Raw genomic sequence first — 21,409 nt, 5'->3', positions numbered from 1 at the left:
AATCAGACCTTCTTTGCCGTTACTGGTGCTGCGGAATCTTCGGGAAGCGGAGCCGCCTTGGCTTTAGAAACTGGAGAAGGCTTCGCCGTACGGGTTCCGCTCGTCGCAATCATCCGATATTCGTCACCGACTTTACCCGAAGCATCTACAAACGTCTTGTCTTTAACGCCGGGTTTGCCGACTTCCGTCCAGGAACCGTTCATGTTTTTTTCCACAGAAAGCTCTGTACATTCCGGAGCGCTTTTCCAGGTAAGGGTCGCGCCGTTTTCATCGACAAGAGCGACGACATTCAAAACCGGAGCCGGAGGAGCATACGTCGGATTTTGCGGCTTTGCCGTCGCCCCGGGAGCACCCGGATGTCCGCCGTGTCCTTTCACCACGCCGCCAAGAACTTCCCGCGGAGGTTCCGCATTCGGGAATTTTTCTTCACGAGCGTAGCACCACTGCAAAATTTTATCAAAACGTTCCGGGGTCAAGCAAACGCCGGGCTTCATCACCAGTTCACCGTTTTCCACATCGGTCGCGTAGTCGTCGTTCACCAGCATCGCAGGAGCGTTTCCGCAAGCGGCAAGGCATTCCACTTCCACAATGGTGAAAAGACCGTCCGGAGTCGTTTCGCCCGGTTTCAAGTTCAGCGACTTGCGGGCGTATTCCAGCATGCTTTCCGCCCCGCGCAAATGGCAGCTCACATTGTGGCAGAACTGCAAAAGAAATCTTCCCGTCGGAACGTGCTTGTACATCGTGTAGAAAGTCGAAACGCCGTAGGCGTGCGCCGGAGAACAGGCACAGACATCGGCAGCCCAACGAATCGCTTCGTGCGGAAGCCATCCGATAGCGTCTTGAGCAATCCACAGGACTTCAAGAAGCGCCCCCTGCTTCACAGGATAGCGGGAAAGCATATCGGCAACACGGGCTTTGATCGCCGCCGTTTCAAGCTTGGGGGCGATTTCCGCCCAGGTCGGCTGCTTCTGAATCGGATTGGCATGCCCGAATTGTTCCGCGGGAGAGGGATATGTTTCGACAGGCGTTGGGCCATGCGTATAGGCCAGCGTATTGTTTGCAACGTCTTGAATGGCGCCTTTAAGAATACTCATCTGTCCAATTCTCCTGCAATGATATTGATGCTCGAAAGGCAGGCAATGGAGTCGGCAATCAGGCTGCCTTCCACCAGTTCATGGAAAGCGGCAAATTGCGTAAAGCACGGCGGGCGGACTTTCACTCTCCAGGGATGGCCGGAACCGTCAGAAATCAGGGTAAATCCGAGTTCGCCGTTCGCGGTTTCGGAGCCGGAATAGTATTCCCCGGCTGGAATGCGAATGCCTTCGAGGACGCTTTTAAAGTGTCCCGCCAACGCTTCCATTTCTTGGTAAATTCGTTCGTGCGAAGGGATGCGGATTCTCGGATCCTCTACGCTGACAGGGCCCGGTGCCAAACGCTTCAACGCCTGGCGGATAATTTTCACCGATTCTTCCGCTTCGGCAAGACGCACCATCAGGCGGTCATAAACATCGCCGTGCGTTCCCGTGACCACGTTCCAATCGTAGGTTTCGTAATCCCAATACGGTTCGTCTTTGCGCAAGTCGCTAGCGACTCCGGTCGCCCGCAGACAAGGTCCGGTCCAGCCAAACTGAATTGCCTTTTCCGGGCTGATGTTTCCCACATCGACCGTTCTGTCCAAGAAAATGCGGTTTCTGTCAAAGCAAGCGTGCACGTCGTGCAAGTTCTTTTCGACCTGTTTGCACACGCGAAGAACGTCTTCTTCAAAGCCTTCGTAAGTGTCGCGATAAAGCCCGCCGATTCGCCCATAGCTGTTCGTCAAGCGAGCACCGGTCAATTTTTCCCAAATGCGCATCGTCATTTCCCGGGAGTCGAACAGGTAAAAGAAACCTGTCGTCGAACCCAGATCCTGCGCAGCGGCGGCAACGCAAATAAAGTGGTCCGCAATACGGGAAAGTTCATTGACAATCACCCGCAGCACTTTGGCGCGTTCGGGGATTTCGATACCGAGCATTTGTTCGGCTGCGCGGCAATAGGCAAAGTTGTTCATCATCGCCGAGCAATAGTCGAGGCGGTCCGTGAGCGGCAAAACCTGCTGCCAATTTCCCCGTTCCGCCATTTTTTCAAATCCGCGGTGCAAGTAGCCGATTTCGCCCACAGAAGCGACGATGTTTTCGCCGTCCAAAGCCGTAATGTAGCGAAGGCAGCCATGCGTGGCACCATGCGACGGGCCGATATTCAGCACCATCAAGTTCTTTTGTTCACCATCAGGAGTGAGAACTTTCATTTCTTGATGCTCCCTTGCAAAAATTCAACTTCGTTCGGCAGGATTTCTTCCGGACGTTCCAAAATCTTGTAGCCTTTGGATTCCAGCCGCTTTTCCAGCGCCGGATACAGATAATCGTTCGTGGAAAGCCACTGGCGGCGATGCGCCGGATAATCCTTGCGGAGCGGATGCCCGACAAATTCAACATGGTTCAACAAGCGGCGCAAGTCCGGATGCCCGACAAAAGTCACGCCATACTGGTCATAAACTTCGCGTTCCTGCCAATTCGCAATTTCATAAAGATCGGAAATAGTCGGGATTTTCAAGTCCGCTTCTTCAGCAAAGACTTTCAAAATAAGACGCTTGGCCGGGTCATAGACGCTTTTGAAAACATATTCGACCGCAAACCGTGGTCCGGCGTAGTCTTTGAATCCCAAGTAGTCGATGCCGACAATGTCGAGCAGCATATCGAGTCCGAGTTCATCGCGGACAGCGAGAACCGCATCATGCAACCGAGCGCTATTCACGACGACCGTCAAGCTCCACGGATTTTTTTCGGAACGAACGCCTCCGAAATTTTCCAAGCGGGCAAGCGCCTGCTCTTCAAAGGACTTGCGGGCTTCGGCTGTCGCGACAACCGGTTCCTTCACATTTTCTTCAGAGACTGCCATTACGGATTCTCCTTCCAAAATTCAGCCTTGCGGATTGCGGAATCTTTGATGTTTTCCGCCTTTTCTTTCCATTCCCGAACTTTCTCGTGCGAATATTCCGCCAGTTCGGCTTTGGCCTGCGCCGTTTTAGCCTGCAAAGCTTCCCACTGTTCCTTCACACGTTCCTTGCGCTGCTGCATATAGGATTCGTCCGAAAGTTTTTTCTGGATTTCGAACATGGCATCGAAGAACGCCTCGGGACGGCTGGGGCAACCGCCGATATAAACATCCACAGGAATAATATTATCAATCCCGGGCACCGTGCAATAGCAATCGTAAATGCCGCCGGACGTTGCGCAGGCTCCCATAGCAATGACCCATTTCGGTTCCGCCATCTGCTCGTAAATACGTTTGAGAATCGGCGCCTGCTTGTAAGTAATCGTTCCTTGAACAGCCAGAACATCGGACTGGCGCGGTGTAAAGCGGACGTATTCGGACCCTATCCGAGAAAGGTCGTAGGGGCTTGTTTCCGTACTCATAAATTCAATCGCACAACATGCCGTTCCATAAGGGAAAGGCCACAGGGAGTTTTTACGTCCCCAGTTGACGATGAAGTCCAGTTTCGTTGTAAAGAAATTGGCTTCTTGGGCTTCAACTGCCATAGAGATACCTCGTAAATATCGGCTCCAAAATTAGCAATTTGAACGGCTTTTGCAAACGAAAACGCCAAAAATGTTCGCCCCGCATTCCTCGCTTAAAGAAACGTTCAAAATTTCCCTTTTCCTCTCCGGTTAAAATAGAGTCCCTCCTTTCTTGTGCACTGCACAAAATCGTTGCTATATTTGCACGCGATGAACAATCCCAATGAAAAGCCCTTGGCGGAACGTTTACGCCCGACTTCCCTCGACGAATTTTTAGGACAGAACAAAATTCTGGGAGACAAGAGCATGCTTCGGCAAAGCGTCGAAAGCGATTCCGTACCCAGCATGATTTTCTGGGGGCCTCCGGGCTGTGGAAAAACCAGTTTGGCCAACGTCATCCGGATGCACACCCAAAAGCGCTTTGTTTCCCTTTCCGCCGTAGAATGCGGCGTCAAAGAAGTCAAGGCGGTTCTCGCCGAAGCCAAAGCGAATTTGGAAATGGGCCTGAGGACGATTCTATTTATCGACGAAATCCACCGCTTCAATAAAAGCCAGCAGGACGCCCTTCTCAAAGCGGTCGAAGACGGAACGATTACGTTGATTGGCGCAACGACGGAAAATCCGGGGTTTGAAGTCAATTCAGCGCTCCTTTCCCGATGCCAGCTGATTCTATTCGCTCCGCTTTCGACGGCGGAACTTTCCCAATTGGCGCTTCTCGCCCTCAAGGAACACCCCCGCGGGCTCGGGCTTCAAGACGTTGAAATTTCCGAAGAATCTATGGCAAAACTCGTCGCCCAAGCCGATGGCGATGCGCGTTTTCTGCTAAACCAAATCGAATGGATCGCCAAAAATTTGGGCGGGCGCAAAACCATCGACGAAAAAATGCTGGACGAAATCCAGTATAAAAAACCGCTCCGTTACGACAAGTCCAGCGAAGAACATTACAACCTGATTTCGGCTCTTCACAAATCCATTCGAGGAAGCGACCCGGACGCTGCCGTTTATTGGCTGCACCGGATGCTGCAAGGAGGCGAAGACCCGCGATTTATTTTACGCCGTCTTATCCGTATGGCGATGGAAGACGTGGGACTCGCCGATCCCAATGCGATTTTACTCGCTACCGCCGCCCGGGAAGCTTTTGATTTTTTGGGAGTTCCCGAAGGGCTCATCGGGCTGGATGAAGTTGCCATCTACTTGGCTCTTGCGCCCAAAAGCAACAGCGTAGAAGTCGCCGGCATGACCGCCGATCAGATTATCAAGCGGACGGGAACTTTGCCCGTACCAAGAGCGTTCCGCAATTCGGTCACCCAAGTCGGCAAGCAACTGGGTTACGGCAACGGCTACTTATACGATCACGACAGCCCAGGAGCCTATTCCGCACAAGAACATCTGCCCAAAGAACTTGTCGGCACAGAAATTTATACGCCGACAGAATACGGCAAAGAAAAAAAACTCGCCGACCGCCTCGCCGAATTAAAAGCCATCAAAAAAGCCAAGAGCGAGGAGAGAAAAAGTTATTAGTGGGTAGTGGCTAGGTGAAAGTGACCGCCTCATTCCTTACGCAAGTATGTTCAGTGTAGTCGCTCTTGCGCATCTGAAATGCGCCAAGCCTCTGTTAATCACACTCACATAATTGCGACTTTATGAAAGAATTTTGAAACATTTTTTTGTTAGCAACCGTCATTTTTAACGAATTAACATCAGCAAAGCTGGAACGATTTTATAACTTATTAAAATTTACAGCAACTTTTCGTTTTTTAACGAGAATGCTTTATGAAAGCAAGATTATTGTTCGCGTTGTTTTCTGCAACAGCTTTTGCAGAAACGGATTATGATGACGCCGTAAAATCTTTTAATAATTATCCTTCAAAAATTACAGAAGAAGTTCAATGGAATGTTCCTTATGACGAGACTTATTTGCCTTACAATGTTTGTGAGAATGTTGGGCTTCATTTGACAGACTGGAGTCCCTTCGACAAAACCGTCTGCGAAATTGCGTTGCTTGTTTCCGAAGGAAATGTGATTTTCGGGAAAGCACCTTCCGTTGAAGAATGCAAGGCATACGATGCACCCAGTCTCTTGAATCTCCAGTATGTATGGAGAATTTGACATGAAGAATCTGTGCATTTTCCTTTTGGCGTTGCTTCTGTTCGCCTGTTTCGACGAATCTTCGGTAACGCAGGCCTACAGAGAGAAAGAATACGATCCGGATTTTGGCTGGCGCAAGGGGGATTTCATCCCGGTGCTAGACGAATCCAAGTCGTTTGGAGGCCTGAAATCTATTTATCATGTCGGCGACAGGATTGTTCTGGTTGACGATTACTGGTCCAGCAACGAGTATACTTCCCTGGAGTCTGTCACCTATACCCCAAGGGTATTTGCCTCAAAAATTGGATCGACTCATTGGGACACGCTTGCCAGTTCCGAGTGGATTCGCTACGTGTACGGGGCCTCCACAGGCCTCTATGCCGGAACCCAGCTCAGCGGCAAGGCCCTGAAGTACGATTTCGATCGCGGCAAGTGGGACGTAATATATGCGCACCCGTTTGATTCGCTCGGTTTGTACAACGTCTATGGAATTGCCATTTACCAAGGCCGCCCCGTTGTATGCCTCGCCGGCTTCGAGGACCGTACCGATAAGCGCAACGAAACCATAAAGCTTACGATGAAAATGCAGACGGATACCGGATGGGTGGATATCACGTATAACTACGATTCGCCCAAGGAAAACCCGATGCAGTTCCACAAGGGGGTTGAGCTAAATGGCAAGTTGTACACGATTAGCGGTGCCCGTGGCATGTGGCGCTATGACGGCAGCTGGAAAAAGATGGCGAAATATCCATACCCTAGTTGGGCAACATGGCTTGATGAAAATGATACGACAGAAGGAATTATGGACATGTAGTGCATAAGGGTAAAATCTATGTTATAGGTCAATATTCTTCTACCAGCATCCTTGAATATGACGAAGCATTGGACTTGTGGAACCCTATAGACAGCGTCATTGAGACCTACGACGAGACTATTGACACGACGGACCCTTTTGCCGACCCCTATCGTGGACATAGAGTTTATAAGAATGGGCCGTACCGGCGTTTTTCCCTAGCTTCAGATGGAAAACATTTGTTTGTTGCAGGTAGCGATGCGGCACCTTATGTTTACATGGGTGACTATGGGCCTCCATACGGAAATGAGGAAAAGGGCTGGCGATGGATTTTTGGCAACTTTTGCTCCCACCTTATTTGTCTAGCTCATGCCGCTTCTTTTGATATGGTTGCCGTCGGTGATACCCTGTATGTGGCGAATTGGGAAGCCCTTTTGAAGTTCCCGTTGAAAGATTTGGACGAAGCCATTTCGGATCAGGAATCTTATCCGTCGATTGAATAAAGTCTAACAAAGGGAAGCTCTGTCGCCGCCTTATCCACCAAAGGGCTAGTGAAAATAAGAAAGGGCGACTTGTCGGCAGTTAGGGCGGTCTTCCGACCTCAGCCTTATTCCATCTTTTCTTTGATTTTCTGGCGAAGATTTTTCAATTTCCAGCGGGTTCGCTTGTCTTCGACGACAAACGTCGGGCGCACTCCGCGTTTTAAAGCTTCTTCGACCATTTGCAAAGCTTCCTGATAACGCTTTTGGTCCGTTCGCAATTCCGCAATAAAGAGCATCGTATTGATGTCCTCCGGTTCTTTTTGATGCGCCATCACTAAATACTTATCTGCCAAATCTTTATCGGGCCAGTTCAAAAGAATGGGAATGTAAGGGAGCAACTGATGCACTCGTCCCAAAAACTGCCAGTTTTCCGCTTCTGTGGAAAGATCCCGCACTTTTTTGGCAATGCCTTCTTTAACCGCCTGAAACGCTCCATATTCGTTCGCCCACAGCGAAAGATTTTGAGCATAAAGCGAAATGATAACCTTGTTTTTCGGGTATTTCGCATACATTTCTTCGCCGAATTTTTTGGATTCGGCAAAAAGCTTCAAACGGGTCTTGTGATCCGAAACCGCATAACAGCCCTTAAAATAATAGGCATACAAAAGACGCTCTGCCGCTTTTTCTTGCACCGAAGAATCTTTCAGCGCACGTTTATAAGCGTTGATCATCTTTTCAACAATGGAAGAATCCGCATGGTCGTTTTTGGAATTTTGCGCTCGGTTATCAAACCAATAATTTCCCGTTTCCAAATCTTTGTTGGCAAGAGCGATTCCCGCCAGCAAAAAAAGGCAAACAACAATGCGAAGCATCGCTTTCCCGGCTAGATTTTCCAAGTCTGAAGAAGCTTGTTCACCGAAGCAATCCGGCTTTTTTCTTCTTCAGTTCCATGGAATGCCTTAAAAAGAAGGTTGCGATACTCCATAAGAGCTGTGCGGATGATGACTTTTTCTTCTTTCTTGAGCATAGTAGCTATAAATTAAAAATCTTTGTCCGCTTGTTTGTTACGATTTATTGCTTTTTACGTTTTTGTTTTCCGTTAAAGTAATCCAATTGCCGAGTAGAGCCGAGAACGGCGTGCCAAAGCGGGCTATCGGGCTTGATTTTTCGGCGTTCGCTGACAGCAAAGTCGATAGGAACATGCGTAAATTTTCCATTCATGCTGCCCACGACCATATTCGTTTTGCCAGCCATCGCCGCATGGACGGCATTTTCTGCAAGCTGATGACAAAAAATGGCATCGGTTCCTTTGGCGGGAATACTGCGGACCGTGTAACTTGGGTCAAAATATTTGATGTTGATTTCCATTCCGATTTTTTTGAAATGCTCATCGATTTTTTCCACCAGATAGTCGCCAATATCGTATTTGAGGATATTTCCCGAAGCATCCTTTCTTTGCGGAAGGCCTTTGAACAAATGCTGTCCCGCACCTTCGGCAACGACAACAACGGCGTGCGTTTTGCCGATGGCATAGCGATTTTCCAAAGCGTTAAACAGCCCGCCTTCACCCTCTAATTTAAAAGGAACTTCGGGAATCAGGCAAAAGTTCACAACGGTCGTAGCCAAAGCGGCATCGGCAGCAATAAATCCCGAATCCCTTCCCATTAGCTTGACAAGTCCAAGCCCATTGTAAGCGCCATTCGCTTCACAATGCGCACTATTGATGACTGCACAAGCGGCCAAAACAGCGGTTTCAAAGCCGAACGTCCGGTCCACCAAATTCAAATCGTTGTCAATGGTTTTGGGAATGCCTATCACCGAAATCGGCTGATGACGGCGCTTGACTTCTTTAGCGATATCACGGGCTCCCCGAAGAGTACCGTCCCCGCCAATGCAAAAAAGCATATTGATGTTCAAGCGCATGAGCGTATCCACCATCACTTCGGAACTTTGTTCGCCACGGGAACTGCCCAAAATCGTGCCGCCGTCTTCCTGGATATTATCGACAATGTCCGGATCCAAAATCTTGGGAGCGTATCCATAATCCGGATTCAATCCGCGATATCCGTAAGGAATGCCGAAGATATTGCGCACGCCATAATCAAACCACAGAACACGAACAAGGCTTTTAATCACATTGTTCAAACCGGGGCAAAGCCCGCCACAAGTGACAATCGCCGCCCGAGTCCAAGACGGGTCATGATAAATCATTTCGCGAGGCCCCGCCGCTTCCAGCGAAGGAATCCCTTTGCTCGAATGGACAAATTTTTCCAAGGACTCCACATCCGTTGCCAAACTGACGCGTTTGCTGTCGTCAACGAATTTCAGTCCTTTCATCGGGGAAACCAAAGTGCCTTTGCCAACGGTTTCAATGGAAAGATCGTAGTTGTCCGGGTTTTCGAGAATGTCTTCCTTTGTCATAAGAGCCTCGCTTTTCTGCTTGGAAATTTAAAAAAAGATGGGCGACAAAGGTATAACCATTTTGAGATAAAATGTTTGCTGGATTTTTTTGATTCTTAAAAGGTCTTCGGCCAAGATAAACGGACATTCATTAACAAAAAACAGAATTACAATTCCGAAGACAAAACATTCTCTCTGGCCGCAGAAATAGCCGAAGCATTCTCTTCAAAGGCTCGCCGATAAAGTTCGTTCACGTCTAAATGCCGGTCTTAAATATCCAGCATCGGCAAGTGCAGTTTTGTCCGCAATCCGGGATTCGCATTTTCAATTTCCACCTTCATATTGGTCTTATCGCAAAGCTTTTTGACCATGGAAAGGCCGATTCCCGTTCCCGACGTCGTGCGCGTCATTTCGTTACCCACCCGATAAAACTCGTCAAAGACGTGCTCCATTTCCTTGGGCGGAATGCCGGGTCCATAATCCCGAACCACAAAATACACATCGTTTTCGGCAACGCGCAACTCCAGCGCAATCATCTTGTAGGCAGAATTTCTCGCAAATTTGAGAGAATTGTCCACCACATTCATCAGAACTTGCATCACGGCGTCTTTATCCAAAGTCAGCTGCATATTGCAAATATCGCTCGTGACCGTCAAATCAAATCCGTTCTTTTCCACGTTTTGCGTGTAGGTCGAAACAAAAGTATCGAGAATCGTCTTGGGATTGATCCGGGTGAATTGCACGTTCCAGTTTCCGCGTTCCAATTTGGAAAGGTTCAACACGTTCTGAATCAACCGGGAAAGCCTTTCCGTTTCGCCCACAATTAAGCCGTAATATTTCTGGCGTTTTGTTTCATTGGCGACCCAGGAATTTTGCAGCAGTTCCGCATACATCCGAATCGCTGTCAGCGGCGTTTTCAATTCATGACTTACCGCCGAAACAAAATCCTGCCGCTTGTTGGCAAGCTGAAGCTGGCTCCTCGTCGAACGGAAAACGGCGATAAATCCCCCCGCCAAGACAGTGAACATCACCAGACCGATTAAAATCAAAAAGAAACAGCTGTGACTGGAACCCGCATCCGTCAAATAAACGGAAAGCAGCATTTCGTTCAAAGGGAATTGCAGCGGGATTTCCAGCAAGACACCTCGGGAATTGGCTTTGCTACCAAAAGTCACAAAGGGTTTTTGCTTGGTGCCAAATTCCAAGGAAATGCCCTGTTCCGCCGGATTGAACTGCAATTCATTGATGACCAGATTTTCCAAGTAAGGACGGACTCGCACGGCATAACCTTGGATAAACTGTTCGTTGTTTCTCCACACGTTACGATAATAGACGATGTAATTCTCGTTAAGAGTCGCCTGAAAAGGATCGATTTCCACTTCAAGGATATTGGGCACCTGAAGAGAATCGTCTTCGGTTTCTTCCCGCCCGTTTTCCGAAATGCGGAGAATTCTCGCCGATTCCACATCAAAAAGAAAACTTTCCGTTTGGGAACTTTGCTCGTAACGCCGCTGGAATTTTTTGGAATCATTCAATTTGACGGCGAGTTTCAGATTTTTTCCATAAAGGCGATCCAAACTGTCTTGAGTGCTGGCCTGCACCTGCGTCCGCTGCAAACCTTCATTGTGCAAATCCAATTGCTTCAGCACATTCTGGATGCTGTCCCGCACGATTTCCCGTTTCGCCCGATCTTCCACGGGGATTTTTTCCAGAATCCCATCCGGCAAAACAGGTGTGTGCATTCCACCGTCCGGATCCAGCTGAAAATAGCCGATCATGCCGCCATAATGACTGCGAATGGGCATTTCCGCCAGCTTGGAAATGGTGACTTCCTCGCCGCCGATAATGGGAACCGCCCGAATAAAACGATATTCCGAATACGAGCGTTGCTCTTCGATAGCCAAATCATCGTAAATACGCTGATTCAGCATTTGCAAAATAAAATACGCCTGTTCCTTGTAAGCGTATTGGGATTCCGTTTCAAAATGCTGATAGGAATTAACTAAAAGGATAGCGACCGGAATCGCTATCACCAAAAACAAGAAGATGAAAATCAGCTTGAGCCGATTCATCAGTCCGGTGTTTCTCTGAGTTGATAGCCTTCGCCGCGGAATGTGACCAGCAGGCACGGATGCGACGGGTCGTCTTCAATTTTTTTGCGAAGCTTTGTAATGTGGATATCCACGGTTCGAGTATCAACCGATTCTGCGTTTTCGTAGCCCCAGACTTTATTCAGCAATTCCGCCCGGGGAACCGCACGATCCCGATTATTCCACAGATATTCCAGAATTTCAATTTCCTTTCGCGTGAACGACAATTTTTCGGAACCGCGGAAACCGCTGTATTCCCGGAAATTCACCCGGAGATTCCCCGCAACCAATTTGCCATCGCCTTCCATAGTCTGGCGCGCACGGCGTAAAACCGCAGAAATACGAGCCAGCAGCATGGGGACGGCAAAAGGCTTTGGAACATAATCGTCCGCTCCGTATTTGAGCCCGTCGATAATATCTTTGTCGGTATTTTTTGCCGAAAGAATGATAATCGGAATATCCTTGTCCTTTTCGCGGATTTTATCGCAAACGGTAAAGCCGTCCATGCCGGGGAGCATCAAATCCAAAAGAATCAGCCCGTATTTGCCGCTCAAACCTTCTTCCAAACCTGAAATGCCATCAGCGACATGCTTTACACGATAGCCTTGAAATTCCAAAAGATCCACAAGACCTTCTGCAATCGCAATTTCGTCTTCTATAACGAGAATCGTCACATTTGAATTCTTTTTATCCATGAAAACTCCAACGATTAAAGAGCAAAGCCTACGCCGGCTTCCAAAACAAAAGAAGAAGCGTCAACGGCAGAATCATAGTCCACACCAAAATAATACTTTCCATTCACATAAGCCGCAATCGGAATAATCGGCAGCTTGGCGCGAACACCCACAAGAATGTGTCCGCCCAAATTCGTATTCAATCCGTCGTCCTGCAATTCTTCGGAAAGATTATGAGCCAGCTGTTTCATCTGATCTTCGGTCATCGTTCCTGCAAGGAATGCCGTTTTAAGTTCACCATCAAGATGGTCCGTATATTTTTTGATGAATTTTGTCGTCATCACCGGAGTGCTGAGATAGTAAGTAATACCGCCACCGATATAGGGTCGAATGATCGGAAGACTCGTGATCGGATAGGTGATAGAAAGGTCGCCGTTCATCGCAATGAATTTCGGAGAAGCCTTGCCGAAAGGAACCCCGTCAAATTCCAATTCGATATCCTGTTCTTTTACCGAACCGTCTGCACCGTTTAAAGTCAGGGTCGAACTGTAGGAACCCCACTGCAAATTATAAGTCGCTTCCACATCGATAATCGGAAGGAAGTCCACCCAAACTTTAATACCGAATCCCTGAACGCCGCTAAAGGAGCCGTGGCGATAATCCACCGAACCGAGAGAGAGGGAAGAGCCGTCTTTGCTCGCGGACAAATCGAGCAAATGTTCGTTCTGTACCGCATCCATGCTAGTACCGAAATTCGGAGCGTAATGAAAACCGATTCCAACAATGGCAAAAGACGGGGCAACACAAAGGGCTGCAACGGCGGCAAATATTTTAAAATTCATTCCGAAAACTCCTCGGTGAGTAGGTTTACCCCCAAAGTATATTAAAACGGCGAAAAACGGATAATTTTTTTCCTTTAAAGCACGGCTTGTATCCTGCATCAATACGAAAATGAGCAGAAAAAACGCAAATTACGCCAAAATGAAAAACTTTGGCGTAAAAAAGCGGAGCATCCACCCCGCTTTCCGCGCAAAAGAATTAGGCCTGTGCTTGAATCGAAGTCAGAGCGATGGTATATACGATATCTTCGACGAGCGCACCGCGGGAAAGGTCATTCACGGGTTTAGCAAGTCCCTGAAGCATAGGCCCCACGGCGATAACTCCCGGAGCGGAACGCTGGACAGCCTTATAGCAGATGTTTCCCGCCGAAAGATCGGGGAAAATGCACACAGTCGCCTTGCCAGCTACCTTGCTTTCTGGAGCCTTCAGCCTTGCAACGTCTTCCGTGGTAGCCGCGTCGTATTGCAGCGGTCCATCGACAGGAATATCAGGGCGGGCTTCCCGAATTTTTTGCGTCGCATTAACGACCAATTCCACATCATCGCCCTTGCCGCTTTTTCCCGTGCCATAACTGAGCATGGCAACCCGAGCCGGAATACCGAAAGCCTTGGCCGTATCGTAGCTCTGGATAGCAATGCCTGCGAGTTCTTCATCGGTCGGATTCAGGTTGATTGCGCAATCGCCAAACACATAAGTCTGCGAAGGGAGGCACACAAAAAATACGGAACTGATGGATTTGACGCCAGGCGCGCACTTGATAATCTGCAAGGCGGGACGAACCGTATCAGCAGTCGAATGGACGGCACCCGAAACCAGCCCATCCACTTCATTTTTCTTGAGCATCATCGTACCGAGGAAAACCGAATCTTTAAGAGTCTCTCGGGCTTTTTCTTCGGTCATCCCTTTAGCTTTGCGAAGTTCCACCAGCAGCGGCACATATTTTTCAGCCAATTCCGCAGTCGGTTCAATGATTTCAAATCCGTCGGGAATCGTCAAGTTCTGCCGGGCGGCTTCCGCTTCAACATCGGCCTTTTTCGCAATCAAAACGGGAATGGCGATTTTGCGATTGTAAGCTTCTATTGCCGCCTTCAGCGTACGAGGTTCGGCTCCTTCTGGAAGAACGATCCGTTTGAGATGGCGCGAAGCCAACCGAATCAGATTCCGACGAAATTCCGCTTGGGAAATCCGATGCTCGGTTTCATTGTCCAGAATTTTCTTTACCGCTTCCGCATGGGCGCAATCGCCCTCGGCACAAACAAAAGCCACCCGAATTTTTTGCAGAGCAAAGTCGGCAGCAACAAGAGCTCCCGACTCGTCGGAATCCGCAACGAGAACGACATCCGCATCAAGAGCCGCTGCCAACAGCATATTTATTTGCTCCGCGCGGACGCTTTCCTGAAAAGAAACCCCGGCAACGACCAACGTCTCTGCAGAAGATTCCTGAACAATCCCCACAATGGCTTCCATAGCGGAGTCCGCTTCGACAGATTGGAGAATCGCGGGCACTTTTTCAGCGGCAACCCACATTTCAGCAGAGGCGGATTCCTTTTGGACGGTTTCAAAAACGGATTTTGTGGCGTAAGCCAAATCAATGCCGACAGCAGCCGGCGCAACGAGAAAGATATGTTTCATTTTTTTACTCCGAGAATTTTTCAATCGCGAATTTTCACCGTCAATGCGACTGATATAGGTTGAATCGGGAAGAAAAAAAGTTCCCTAGGGCTAGCCCCTGGGGAACCTGGCCGAAACTTTTCTACCTTGCCGATTCTACCAAAAAAGGACATGGCGGTGAGTCTCAACCAAGCACAAAGATACGAAATACGAGCGCTCAATGCGGCAAAGATCCCCCGAAAAACATAGCCTTGCAGCTGAAGGTCCACAAATCCACAATCTACAGGGAACTAAACAGGGGCGGCGGCCGCCAGCATTACGACCCGGTCAAGTCGCAGGAACGGGCAGACCTCCTTGCCGCGACAAGTCACCTGCATTACGACTACGACGAGGACGACTGGAAAATCGTGGACGGGAAAATCAAGGAAGACTACTCTCCCGAACAGGTGAACGGACGCGCGAAACTCGATGGGATGGGTGTCCCTAGCGTCGCCACGATATACAGGCATGTGAACAAGGACGAGGACCTGAAGAAGCACTTGCGGCACGGCAAGAAACCATACCGTAAGCGCGGGGAGAAGAAGGACAAGAGAGGCCAGATTGTAGGCCGCGTGCCCATCGAGGAACGTCCGGCAATCGTGGACGAGAAATCACGCGTAGGCGACATCGAGATAGACCTGATAAACAGCGCGGACCATGACGCGAACCTGCTCACGATCAACGACAGGATGACGAATTACAGCCTGATAAGGTATCTTCCGACGAAGAACGCGAAAGACCTGAAGAGAACGCTTGTGAGGGCGCTGAAGGACTTTGAGAAAACGTTCGAAGTCAAGATTCTCACAATCACTTCGGACAACGGGAAGGAGTTCGCCTGTCACGCAGAAATAGCGAAAGCTATGAAGGCGGATTACTACTTTGCGAACCCGTACCACTCCTGGGAGCGCGGTGCCAACGAGAACATGAACGGTCTAATACGCCAATATCTTCCCAAGAAGGAGTCGTTCAAGGGAATCTCTCCCCGGAAAGTTCGCTGGATACAGGATAAACTGAACAACAGGCCTCGAAAAAGGCTTGACTTTATGACCCCTTTAGAGTATATTTATACGCAAGTTAAACTACAAACCTAAGTCGCGTTAGCGACGAAAATCCGCCAATCATTATTATAGAAAATTCAACCGGACATCGCACAAAATTCGCCAATAGAAAAAGCCCCGACAAATGTCGAGGCCTAAATAAATTCGGCAAAATCAGGCGAGCCGAGAAATCATATATCCCGCACAAATCGCCGTTCCAATAACGCCGGAGACATTGGGTCCCATCGCGTGCATCAGAAGGAAGTTCTGCGGATCATATTTTGCGCCTTCCACTTGAGAAACCCTCGCCGCCATCGGAACCGCAGAAACGCCCGCGGAACCAATCAAAGGGTTCACCGGATTATTGGGCGAGCACTTGTTCATAATTTTGGCAAGCAAAAGTCCACCAAACGTGGAGAATCCAAAAGCGACAACGCCCATCGCGATAATCATCAACGTCTTCGGTTGAAGGAAAATATCAGCGGACATCGTAAGGCCAACGGAAGTTCCCAAGAAAATGGTGACAATGTTCATCAGTTCATTCTGGGAAGTTTTCACCAAGCGATCCACCACACCGGACTCCTTGAAGATGTTTCCCATCATGAGCATGATAATCAAAGCCGACGCATCTGGAACGACCAAAATGCACACAACCATCACCATAACGGCAAAAACGATGCGTTCCAATTTGGAAACCTTGCGCAGGCTTTTCATGCGAATCACGCGCTCTTTAGGAGTCGTCATCGCCCGCATAATCGGCGGTTGGATTAAAGGAACCAAAGCCATATAGGTATATGCAGCAACCGCGATCGGTCCAATAAGATGGGGAGCGAGTTTATTCGCAGTAAAAATGGATGTAGGTCCATCCGCGCCACCGATAATGCCAATCGAAGCCGCCTCGCCGAGAGTAAATCCGCCAAAGGCAACCGCGCAGAACATCGTGATAAACACGCCGAATTGCGCACCGCCTCCGAGAATCAGAGTACGCGGGTTGGCAATCAGCGGTCCAAAGTCGGTCATGGCACCGACACCAAGGAAGATAATAGGAGGGAAAAGTTCTAGATGGATGCCTTGACTGATATAGTAGTAAAGGCCCGCTGTCGGAGTAAACATTCCTTCAATACCCCAGCCCCCTTCGTAGAAGCCTCGGCTTGGGATGTTTACGGCGAGCGCACCCAGCGCAATCGGCAAAAGAAGCAATGGTTCATACTTCTTGACGATGGCCAGATACATCAGCACAAAACAGACAATCCACATGATGATCATCGGTCCGGTAATCATGGAAAATCCCGTACCGGACGAGAACATCTCTGCGACTGAGTTTAGGATACCGCTCATAGGTAAAATTCCTTTAGGCGATGGTCATCAGAACCTGGCCTTCGGAGACCGATTCCTGTTCCTTGACAGCGATAGATGCTACCGTTCCATCGCAAGGGCTGATGATGGAGTTTTCCATTTTCATCGCTTCGAGAACGGCGACTTCCTGATTCTTAGCCACCTTGTCGCCGACTTTGACTTTGAGTTTGAATACAATGCCCATCATCGGGCTTGGGACCGGGGTGCCGCCAGCAGGAGCTGCGGGTGCGGGCGCGGCAACCGGAGCCGCAACCGGAGCAGGTGCGGGAGCAACTGAAGCCGCGGCAACAGGAGCAACAGCAACAGGAGCAATTTGATTGTTATCGAGAACTTCGACTTCGACATCGTAGCTCTTACCTTCAAAACTGATACGGAGGGTTTTCTTCATGGTATTTTCCTCTTGAGCTTAGAGCCCGTTGGTTTGTAGTTCTGCACGACCTTGAGCTGTCCATGCCCATTCGGTCGAATTTTGGGGTTTGAATTTGACGACATTCACGGGAGATCCGAGAACTTCGGCGGCAGCAACAGCAAAAATCATTGCCAGCTGTTCGTTCGTAAGACCCGGATGAATATCCAAAGCGGAAATGGCCGCAATGCTTAAGAAAGCCTGCAACTGCTTATTCGTAAATCCAGGATGAACACTCGGAGCGTTCGGATCTAGAGAACATTGAGCAGGAGCCACGGAAGCCTGCGCAGGAGCAGCCGGCGCAGTAGGGGCCGCAGATTTTTTGGTGGTAATCGGAACAACGAATTTGTTCACGACATAGCCCATCAGGTAGGTGAGAATCATGATGCTGATAATGACAATCATCACGATAATCAGACCCGTCGCCTGAAATTCCACGAGCTTTCCGAAAGAGAACGTCTGCACTTCACCCTGTTCCGTCATATACTGGGAACCGAGTTTCGCTTTAGCAATCGGCAAAACATTGCCAGAACCATTTTCCGTTCTAATGCTGTCTTGACGAGCGTTCGCTTCACGAGATTGCGCATTCGTCTTGTAAAGGACAGAAGTCTTGTGCCCGCCTTCGTAAATTTCGAGAACCGTCGAATCGGGCATTAAGGTCAGCTGCTCTTTAATGGGCGCGCTAATCGAGTCAGGCATAATCGCTAACTGTTCCTTAAACCGTTCAGGAACGGGATAAGGGCCGACTATGCTTTTTTGTTGTTCTGTTGTTGTCATAGGGGACTCAATCCGTGTTTTTTATTGGGACGTTTTACCCGCTTCGAAAGCAAAGTCCTCAAAGCGAGAGAAACTTTTGCCTTTGTTTCCGCGGGATTGATAACATCAGTGATGATTCCAGATTCCGCGGCCTGGTAAGGCTTCGAAAATTTTTCGCGGTAGTCGGCAACGAGAGATTTATACAGCTCGTCTTTATTTTCAGCCGCGGCAAGCTCTTTCTTGTAAATAATCTTTGCTGCGCCTTCCGCGCCCATCACGGCGATTTCCGCTGTGGGCCAAGCGAAAACGACATCGCCACCGAGATCCTTTGATGCCATAGCAATGTAAGCTCCGCCGTAAGCCTTGCGCATAATCACCGTCACCAGAGGAACCGTGCAAGACGCATACGCATAAAGCATTTTCGCCCCATGACGAATGATACCTCCGCGTTCCTGAGCGAGTCCCGGCATAAAGCCCGGCACATCCGTCAAAGTGACAATAGGGATATTGAATGCGTCGCAGAACATCACAAATTCAGCGCCCTTGTCCGACGAATCAATGTCCAAGCAACCCGCTTTGTAAGTCGGCTGGTTCGCAACGATGCCCACGACCATACCATTAATGCGGCCAAAGCCCGTAATGATATTTTTCGCAAAGTCGCGCTTGACTTCAAGCCATTCGTTCGGATCCACCAGACGTTCGATTACTTTGTACGCATCAAGCGGATGGTTAGAATCGGACGGAATGATTTCGTTCATGCCGGAATCATCGTCTAAAACGATGTCGGTGAGTTTGTGCGGAGGCTGCTCCGCATTATTCGACGGCAAGAAGCTGAGAAGCTTTTTGATAATCTGGGTCGCGTGCTTGTCGTCGTTCGCCACAAAATGAACGTTGCCGGAAACCGTGGCATGCGCCGTCGCCGAAGCAAACTTTTCAAGAGGAGCCTCTTCGCCGGTAGAAGCTTTAATCACCTGCGGACCGCAGATGAACATATTGGAATTGTCCTTGAGCTGAATGCAGAAGTCCATCAATGCTGGACTGTAGGATGCACCGCCAGCGCAAGGTCCCGCAATGACCGCGATCTGAGGAACGACTCCCGATGCCAGAACATTCGCCCGAAAGACTTTCCCATAACCAGCAAGGCTCTTGACGCCTTCCTGGATGCGCGCTCCACCGGAATCGTTCACCGAAATAATCGGCGTACCGAGTTCAATCGCGCGTTGCATGGCTTCGGACATTTTTTGCGCATGACGGCTGCCGAGGGAACCTCCACTCACCAAAAAATCCTGAGAAATCACGGTCACCGGCCGACCATCCACATTGCCTATTCCTGTCACAACGCCGTCACCGGCAAGATGTTTTTTTTCAAAGCCGAATCCGCGGACATCATGTTCCACGAACATTCCCGCTTCTTGGAAGGAACCCGCATCTACAAGGTCATCAATCCGTTCGCGAGCGGTCAAAAGCCCTTTCGCATGACGAGCTTCCGCTTTCTCCGGACCACAGCCGGAGGAAAGAGCAGATTTTCTGCGTTCTTCAAGTTGATCCAGTAATTCTTGTCTAATTGCCATTTCATGTTCCTTTGAAATTTTGCAGTTTCAAATGAAAAATAGAATTCCAAAGAATTTTGTTATTCCTTCATGGAGCCGTCGGAAAGAAAACGCAAGTGCATATTGAACGCTCGGTCAAGAGCAATGGGAATGTGCTTTCCTTTGGCGGACTTCACACTATAGTTTAAATAATCATTTAATTGTTGGCGGTAGTCGGGGTGCGAACAGGCGTCAATTATGCGATGCGCACGAGCAACGGGATCCAGTCCGCGCAGGTCGGCCAGCCCCTGTTCCGTAACAAAAATATCAGTTTCATGGTCGGAATGGTCCAAATGCGAAACCAGCGGCACAATCGCACTAATGGTCCCGTTTTTTGCCGTAGAAGGCGTCATAAAGAATCCCAGCAGGCAATTTCTCGAAAAGTCAGCAGAGCCGCCGATGCCGTTCATCACTGAAGAACCACAGATATGGGACGAATTGACGTTCCCGAAAATATCGCATTCGATTGCCGTATTCATCGCAATAACGCCCAATCGCCGAATGACTTCGGGATGATTCGACACTTCCTGAGGGCGCAAAACAAATTTCCGTTTAAGCGCAAACGCATTCGCCAGAAAATATTTCCGAGCTTTGGCGGAACACGTCAAAGCAGTCCCGCTCGCACCGAGCAATTTGTCCGACTGAATCAGTTCAAAGACGGCTTCTTGAATGACTTCGGTAAAAAGGCTTATCGGCTCTTGCAGCGGATTGCGCGCCATCGCAGTGAGGACGGCATTCGCCACGTTGCCCACCCCACTCTGATAAGGAAGTCCCGATGGCAGCCGTCCCTTTTTTCTTTCGTGCGCAAGAAATTCCAAAATGTGCCCGGCAATGGTTTTAGAAATTTCGTCGGGTTCTGTAAAAGGGTGCACACTGTCGCCCGCTTGCGTGTGGACAATCGCCACAATTTTTTCCGGATCGACTTGCACAAAATCCGTTCCGACACGATCCAAAACATGAGAGACGGGAATAGGACGAGCGTGAGGAGGCATATCGGGTAAATAACAATCGTGAATGCCCGCCAAAGCATCGCCGTAAAGGGAGTTCAACTCGACGATAATGCGGTCAGCCATTTGCAGAAATTCCATCGAATTTCCGCAAGAAGTGGAAAGCCGAATTTTTCCGTCATCAGAAACTTCCGTCGCTTCTATAATGGCTGTCGTCGGATGCGGCAAAGCTCCCGAACGAATCCAACGTCCCATTATACCCAGATGGGCGTCGGTATAAAAGATTTTTCCCTGATTGATAGCGGAGCGCAAATCTTTATTCGATTGGTAGGGCGCGCGATACCGAATAGCGTTGGCCCGAGCGAGCGCACCATCGCATTCGTCCCCGGTCGAAGCCCCTGAAAAAAGGGATACTTGAAACGGCTTTCCTTGAGCGTGCAGGCGTTCCGCCCGTTTTGCAAGCGCTGTTGGAACCGCCTTGGGATAACCGGCAAGGGTAAATCCCGAAACGCCGAGAATTTCATCGTGCCGAATCAGTTCCGCGGCTTCTTCTGCGGACATCGTTTTACAAGACAGTTGCATCACCCCGAATGTATATATTTTTCCGCAGTATATTGCGCCTTCTTGTTGCGCGAATTTTCACCGTCAATGCGACTGATATAGGTTGAATCGGGAAGAAAAAAAGTTCCCTAGGGCTAGCCCCTGGGGAACCTGGCCGAAACTTTTCTACCTTGCCGATTCTAC

Annotated in this window: 21 protein-coding genes; 5 read left to right on the top strand and 16 right to left on the bottom strand. The window is 49.3% G+C overall.

Translation table 11 applies throughout. The features are described 5' to 3' along the window. Positions 1-2 precede the first annotated feature (2 nt). Genes nuoE through nuoB form a run of 4 tightly spaced genes read right to left on the bottom strand, consistent with a single transcriptional unit; the run spans position 3 to position 3,581 of the window. Entirely contained in the window at positions 3-1,094 is a 1,092-nt protein-coding gene (gene nuoE / locus BGX14_RS10140; protein ID WP_095879834.1) for an NAD(P)H-dependent oxidoreductase subunit E, read from the bottom strand. Next, complete coding sequence (gene nuoD, locus BGX14_RS10135) at positions 1,091-2,284, bottom strand: NADH dehydrogenase (quinone) subunit D (RefSeq protein ID WP_095879833.1); 1,194 nt, start codon at positions 2,282-2,284, stop codon at positions 1,091-1,093. The genes nuoE and nuoD overlap by 4 nt, the downstream gene beginning before the upstream one ends. Continuing rightward, positions 2,281-2,934, bottom strand: coding sequence for an NADH-quinone oxidoreductase subunit C (locus BGX14_RS10130; protein WP_073304804.1), 654 nt, complete (start codon positions 2,932-2,934; stop codon positions 2,281-2,283). Before BGX14_RS10130 ends, nuoD begins: the two co-directional genes overlap by 4 nt. Further along, positions 2,934-3,581 carry an NADH-quinone oxidoreductase subunit NuoB gene (gene nuoB, locus BGX14_RS10125; RefSeq protein ID WP_353889894.1) on the bottom strand — a complete coding sequence of 216 codons (648 nt, stop codon included), beginning with the start codon at positions 3,579-3,581 and terminating at the stop codon, positions 2,934-2,936. Before nuoB ends, BGX14_RS10130 begins: the two co-directional genes overlap by 1 nt. 183 nt (positions 3,582-3,764) lie before the next feature. Between nuoB and BGX14_RS10120 the strand changes: the two genes are divergently transcribed. The 4 genes from BGX14_RS10120 to BGX14_RS15315 all read left to right on the top strand — a co-directional run bounded on the left by BGX14_RS10120 (position 3,765) and on the right by BGX14_RS15315 (position 6,941). Beyond that, positions 3,765-5,075: a replication-associated recombination protein A gene (locus tag BGX14_RS10120; RefSeq protein WP_073304808.1), complete on the top strand. Its 1,311-nt coding sequence runs from the start codon at positions 3,765-3,767 to the stop codon at positions 5,073-5,075. Between the two features lie 252 nt (positions 5,076-5,327). Then, complete coding sequence (locus tag BGX14_RS10115; protein WP_073304810.1) at positions 5,328-5,663, top strand: hypothetical protein; 336 nt, start codon at positions 5,328-5,330, stop codon at positions 5,661-5,663. A 1-nt stretch (position 5,664) separates the two neighbouring features. Continuing rightward, positions 5,665-6,459: a hypothetical protein gene (locus tag BGX14_RS10110; protein WP_095879832.1), complete on the top strand. Its 795-nt coding sequence runs from the start codon at positions 5,665-5,667 to the stop codon at positions 6,457-6,459. After that, positions 6,459-6,941, top strand: a complete 483-nt coding sequence (locus tag BGX14_RS15315; RefSeq protein WP_143394216.1) for a hypothetical protein — start codon at positions 6,459-6,461, stop codon at positions 6,939-6,941. The genes BGX14_RS10110 and BGX14_RS15315 overlap by 1 nt, the downstream gene beginning before the upstream one ends. Before the next feature lie 104 nt (positions 6,942-7,045). On the opposite strand, the gene BGX14_RS10100 is transcribed toward BGX14_RS15315, so the two are convergent. The 7 genes from BGX14_RS10100 to pta form a co-directional block, all read right to left on the bottom strand. After that, on the bottom strand, positions 7,046-7,792 hold the full coding sequence (locus tag BGX14_RS10100; RefSeq protein ID WP_095879830.1) for a hypothetical protein: 747 nt from the start codon (positions 7,790-7,792) through the stop codon (positions 7,046-7,048). 11 nt (positions 7,793-7,803) lie between these two features. Next, entirely contained in the window at positions 7,804-7,947 is a 144-nt protein-coding gene (locus BGX14_RS15570; protein WP_158222186.1) for a hypothetical protein, read from the bottom strand. Between the two features lie 44 nt (positions 7,948-7,991). Further along, entirely contained in the window at positions 7,992-9,341 is a 1,350-nt protein-coding gene (locus tag BGX14_RS10095; RefSeq protein ID WP_073304818.1) for an ATP-dependent 6-phosphofructokinase, read from the bottom strand. 248 nt (positions 9,342-9,589) lie between these two features. Further along, entirely contained in the window at positions 9,590-11,392 is a 1,803-nt protein-coding gene (locus BGX14_RS10090) for a sensor histidine kinase KdpD (protein WP_095879829.1), read from the bottom strand. Beyond that, positions 11,392-12,105 carry a response regulator transcription factor gene (locus BGX14_RS10085; RefSeq protein ID WP_073304822.1) on the bottom strand — a complete coding sequence of 238 codons (714 nt, stop codon included), beginning with the start codon at positions 12,103-12,105 and terminating at the stop codon, positions 11,392-11,394. The genes BGX14_RS10090 and BGX14_RS10085 overlap by 1 nt, the downstream gene beginning before the upstream one ends. A 14-nt stretch (positions 12,106-12,119) precedes the next feature. Then, on the bottom strand, positions 12,120-12,926 hold the full coding sequence (locus tag BGX14_RS10080; protein ID WP_073304881.1) for a hypothetical protein: 807 nt from the start codon (positions 12,924-12,926) through the stop codon (positions 12,120-12,122). 196 nt (positions 12,927-13,122) lie between these two features. Beyond that, positions 13,123-14,556 (bottom strand): phosphate acetyltransferase, encoded by a 1,434-nt coding sequence (gene pta, locus BGX14_RS10075; protein ID WP_073304883.1) that lies wholly within the window; start codon positions 14,554-14,556, stop codon positions 13,123-13,125. A gap of 230 nt (positions 14,557-14,786) precedes the next feature. Between pta and BGX14_RS10070 the strand changes: the two genes are divergently transcribed. Further along, entirely contained in the window at positions 14,787-15,665 is an 879-nt protein-coding gene (locus tag BGX14_RS10070) for an IS30 family transposase (RefSeq protein WP_095879463.1), read from the top strand. 120 nt (positions 15,666-15,785) lie between these two features. Here the strand turns inward: BGX14_RS10070 and BGX14_RS10065 are convergent, their stop codons facing one another. The 5 genes from BGX14_RS10065 to BGX14_RS10045 are packed head-to-tail and all read right to left on the bottom strand — an operon-like array spanning position 15,786 to position 21,247. Further along, on the bottom strand, positions 15,786-16,949 hold the full coding sequence (locus tag BGX14_RS10065; RefSeq protein ID WP_073304824.1) for a sodium ion-translocating decarboxylase subunit beta: 1,164 nt from the start codon (positions 16,947-16,949) through the stop codon (positions 15,786-15,788). Between the two features lie 13 nt (positions 16,950-16,962). Further along, complete coding sequence (locus BGX14_RS10060; RefSeq protein WP_073304826.1) at positions 16,963-17,355, bottom strand: acetyl-CoA carboxylase biotin carboxyl carrier protein subunit; 393 nt, start codon at positions 17,353-17,355, stop codon at positions 16,963-16,965. Between the two features lie 18 nt (positions 17,356-17,373). Continuing rightward, positions 17,374-18,150, bottom strand: a complete 777-nt coding sequence (locus BGX14_RS10055) for a hypothetical protein (RefSeq protein ID WP_073304827.1) — start codon at positions 18,148-18,150, stop codon at positions 17,374-17,376. Next, positions 18,147-19,700: an acyl-CoA carboxylase subunit beta gene (locus BGX14_RS10050; protein ID WP_073304829.1), complete on the bottom strand. Its 1,554-nt coding sequence runs from the start codon at positions 19,698-19,700 to the stop codon at positions 18,147-18,149. The genes BGX14_RS10055 and BGX14_RS10050 overlap by 4 nt, the downstream gene beginning before the upstream one ends. Positions 19,701-19,759: 59 nt before the next feature. Then, the gene (locus tag BGX14_RS10045) at positions 19,760-21,247 is read right to left on the bottom strand and encodes a succinate CoA transferase (RefSeq protein ID WP_095879828.1); all 1,488 of its coding nucleotides are present in this window, start codon (positions 21,245-21,247) and stop codon (positions 19,760-19,762) included. Positions 21,248-21,409: the final 162 nt, after the last annotated feature.

It is taken from the genome of Fibrobacter sp. UWS1 (assembly GCF_002300445.1).
GTDB classification, from domain to species: domain Bacteria; phylum Fibrobacterota; class Fibrobacteria; order Fibrobacterales; family Fibrobacteraceae; genus Hallerella; species Hallerella intestinalis.
The sequence above is the reverse complement of the archived record's forward strand: the minus strand, read 5'-3'. Positions and strand labels throughout refer to the sequence as shown.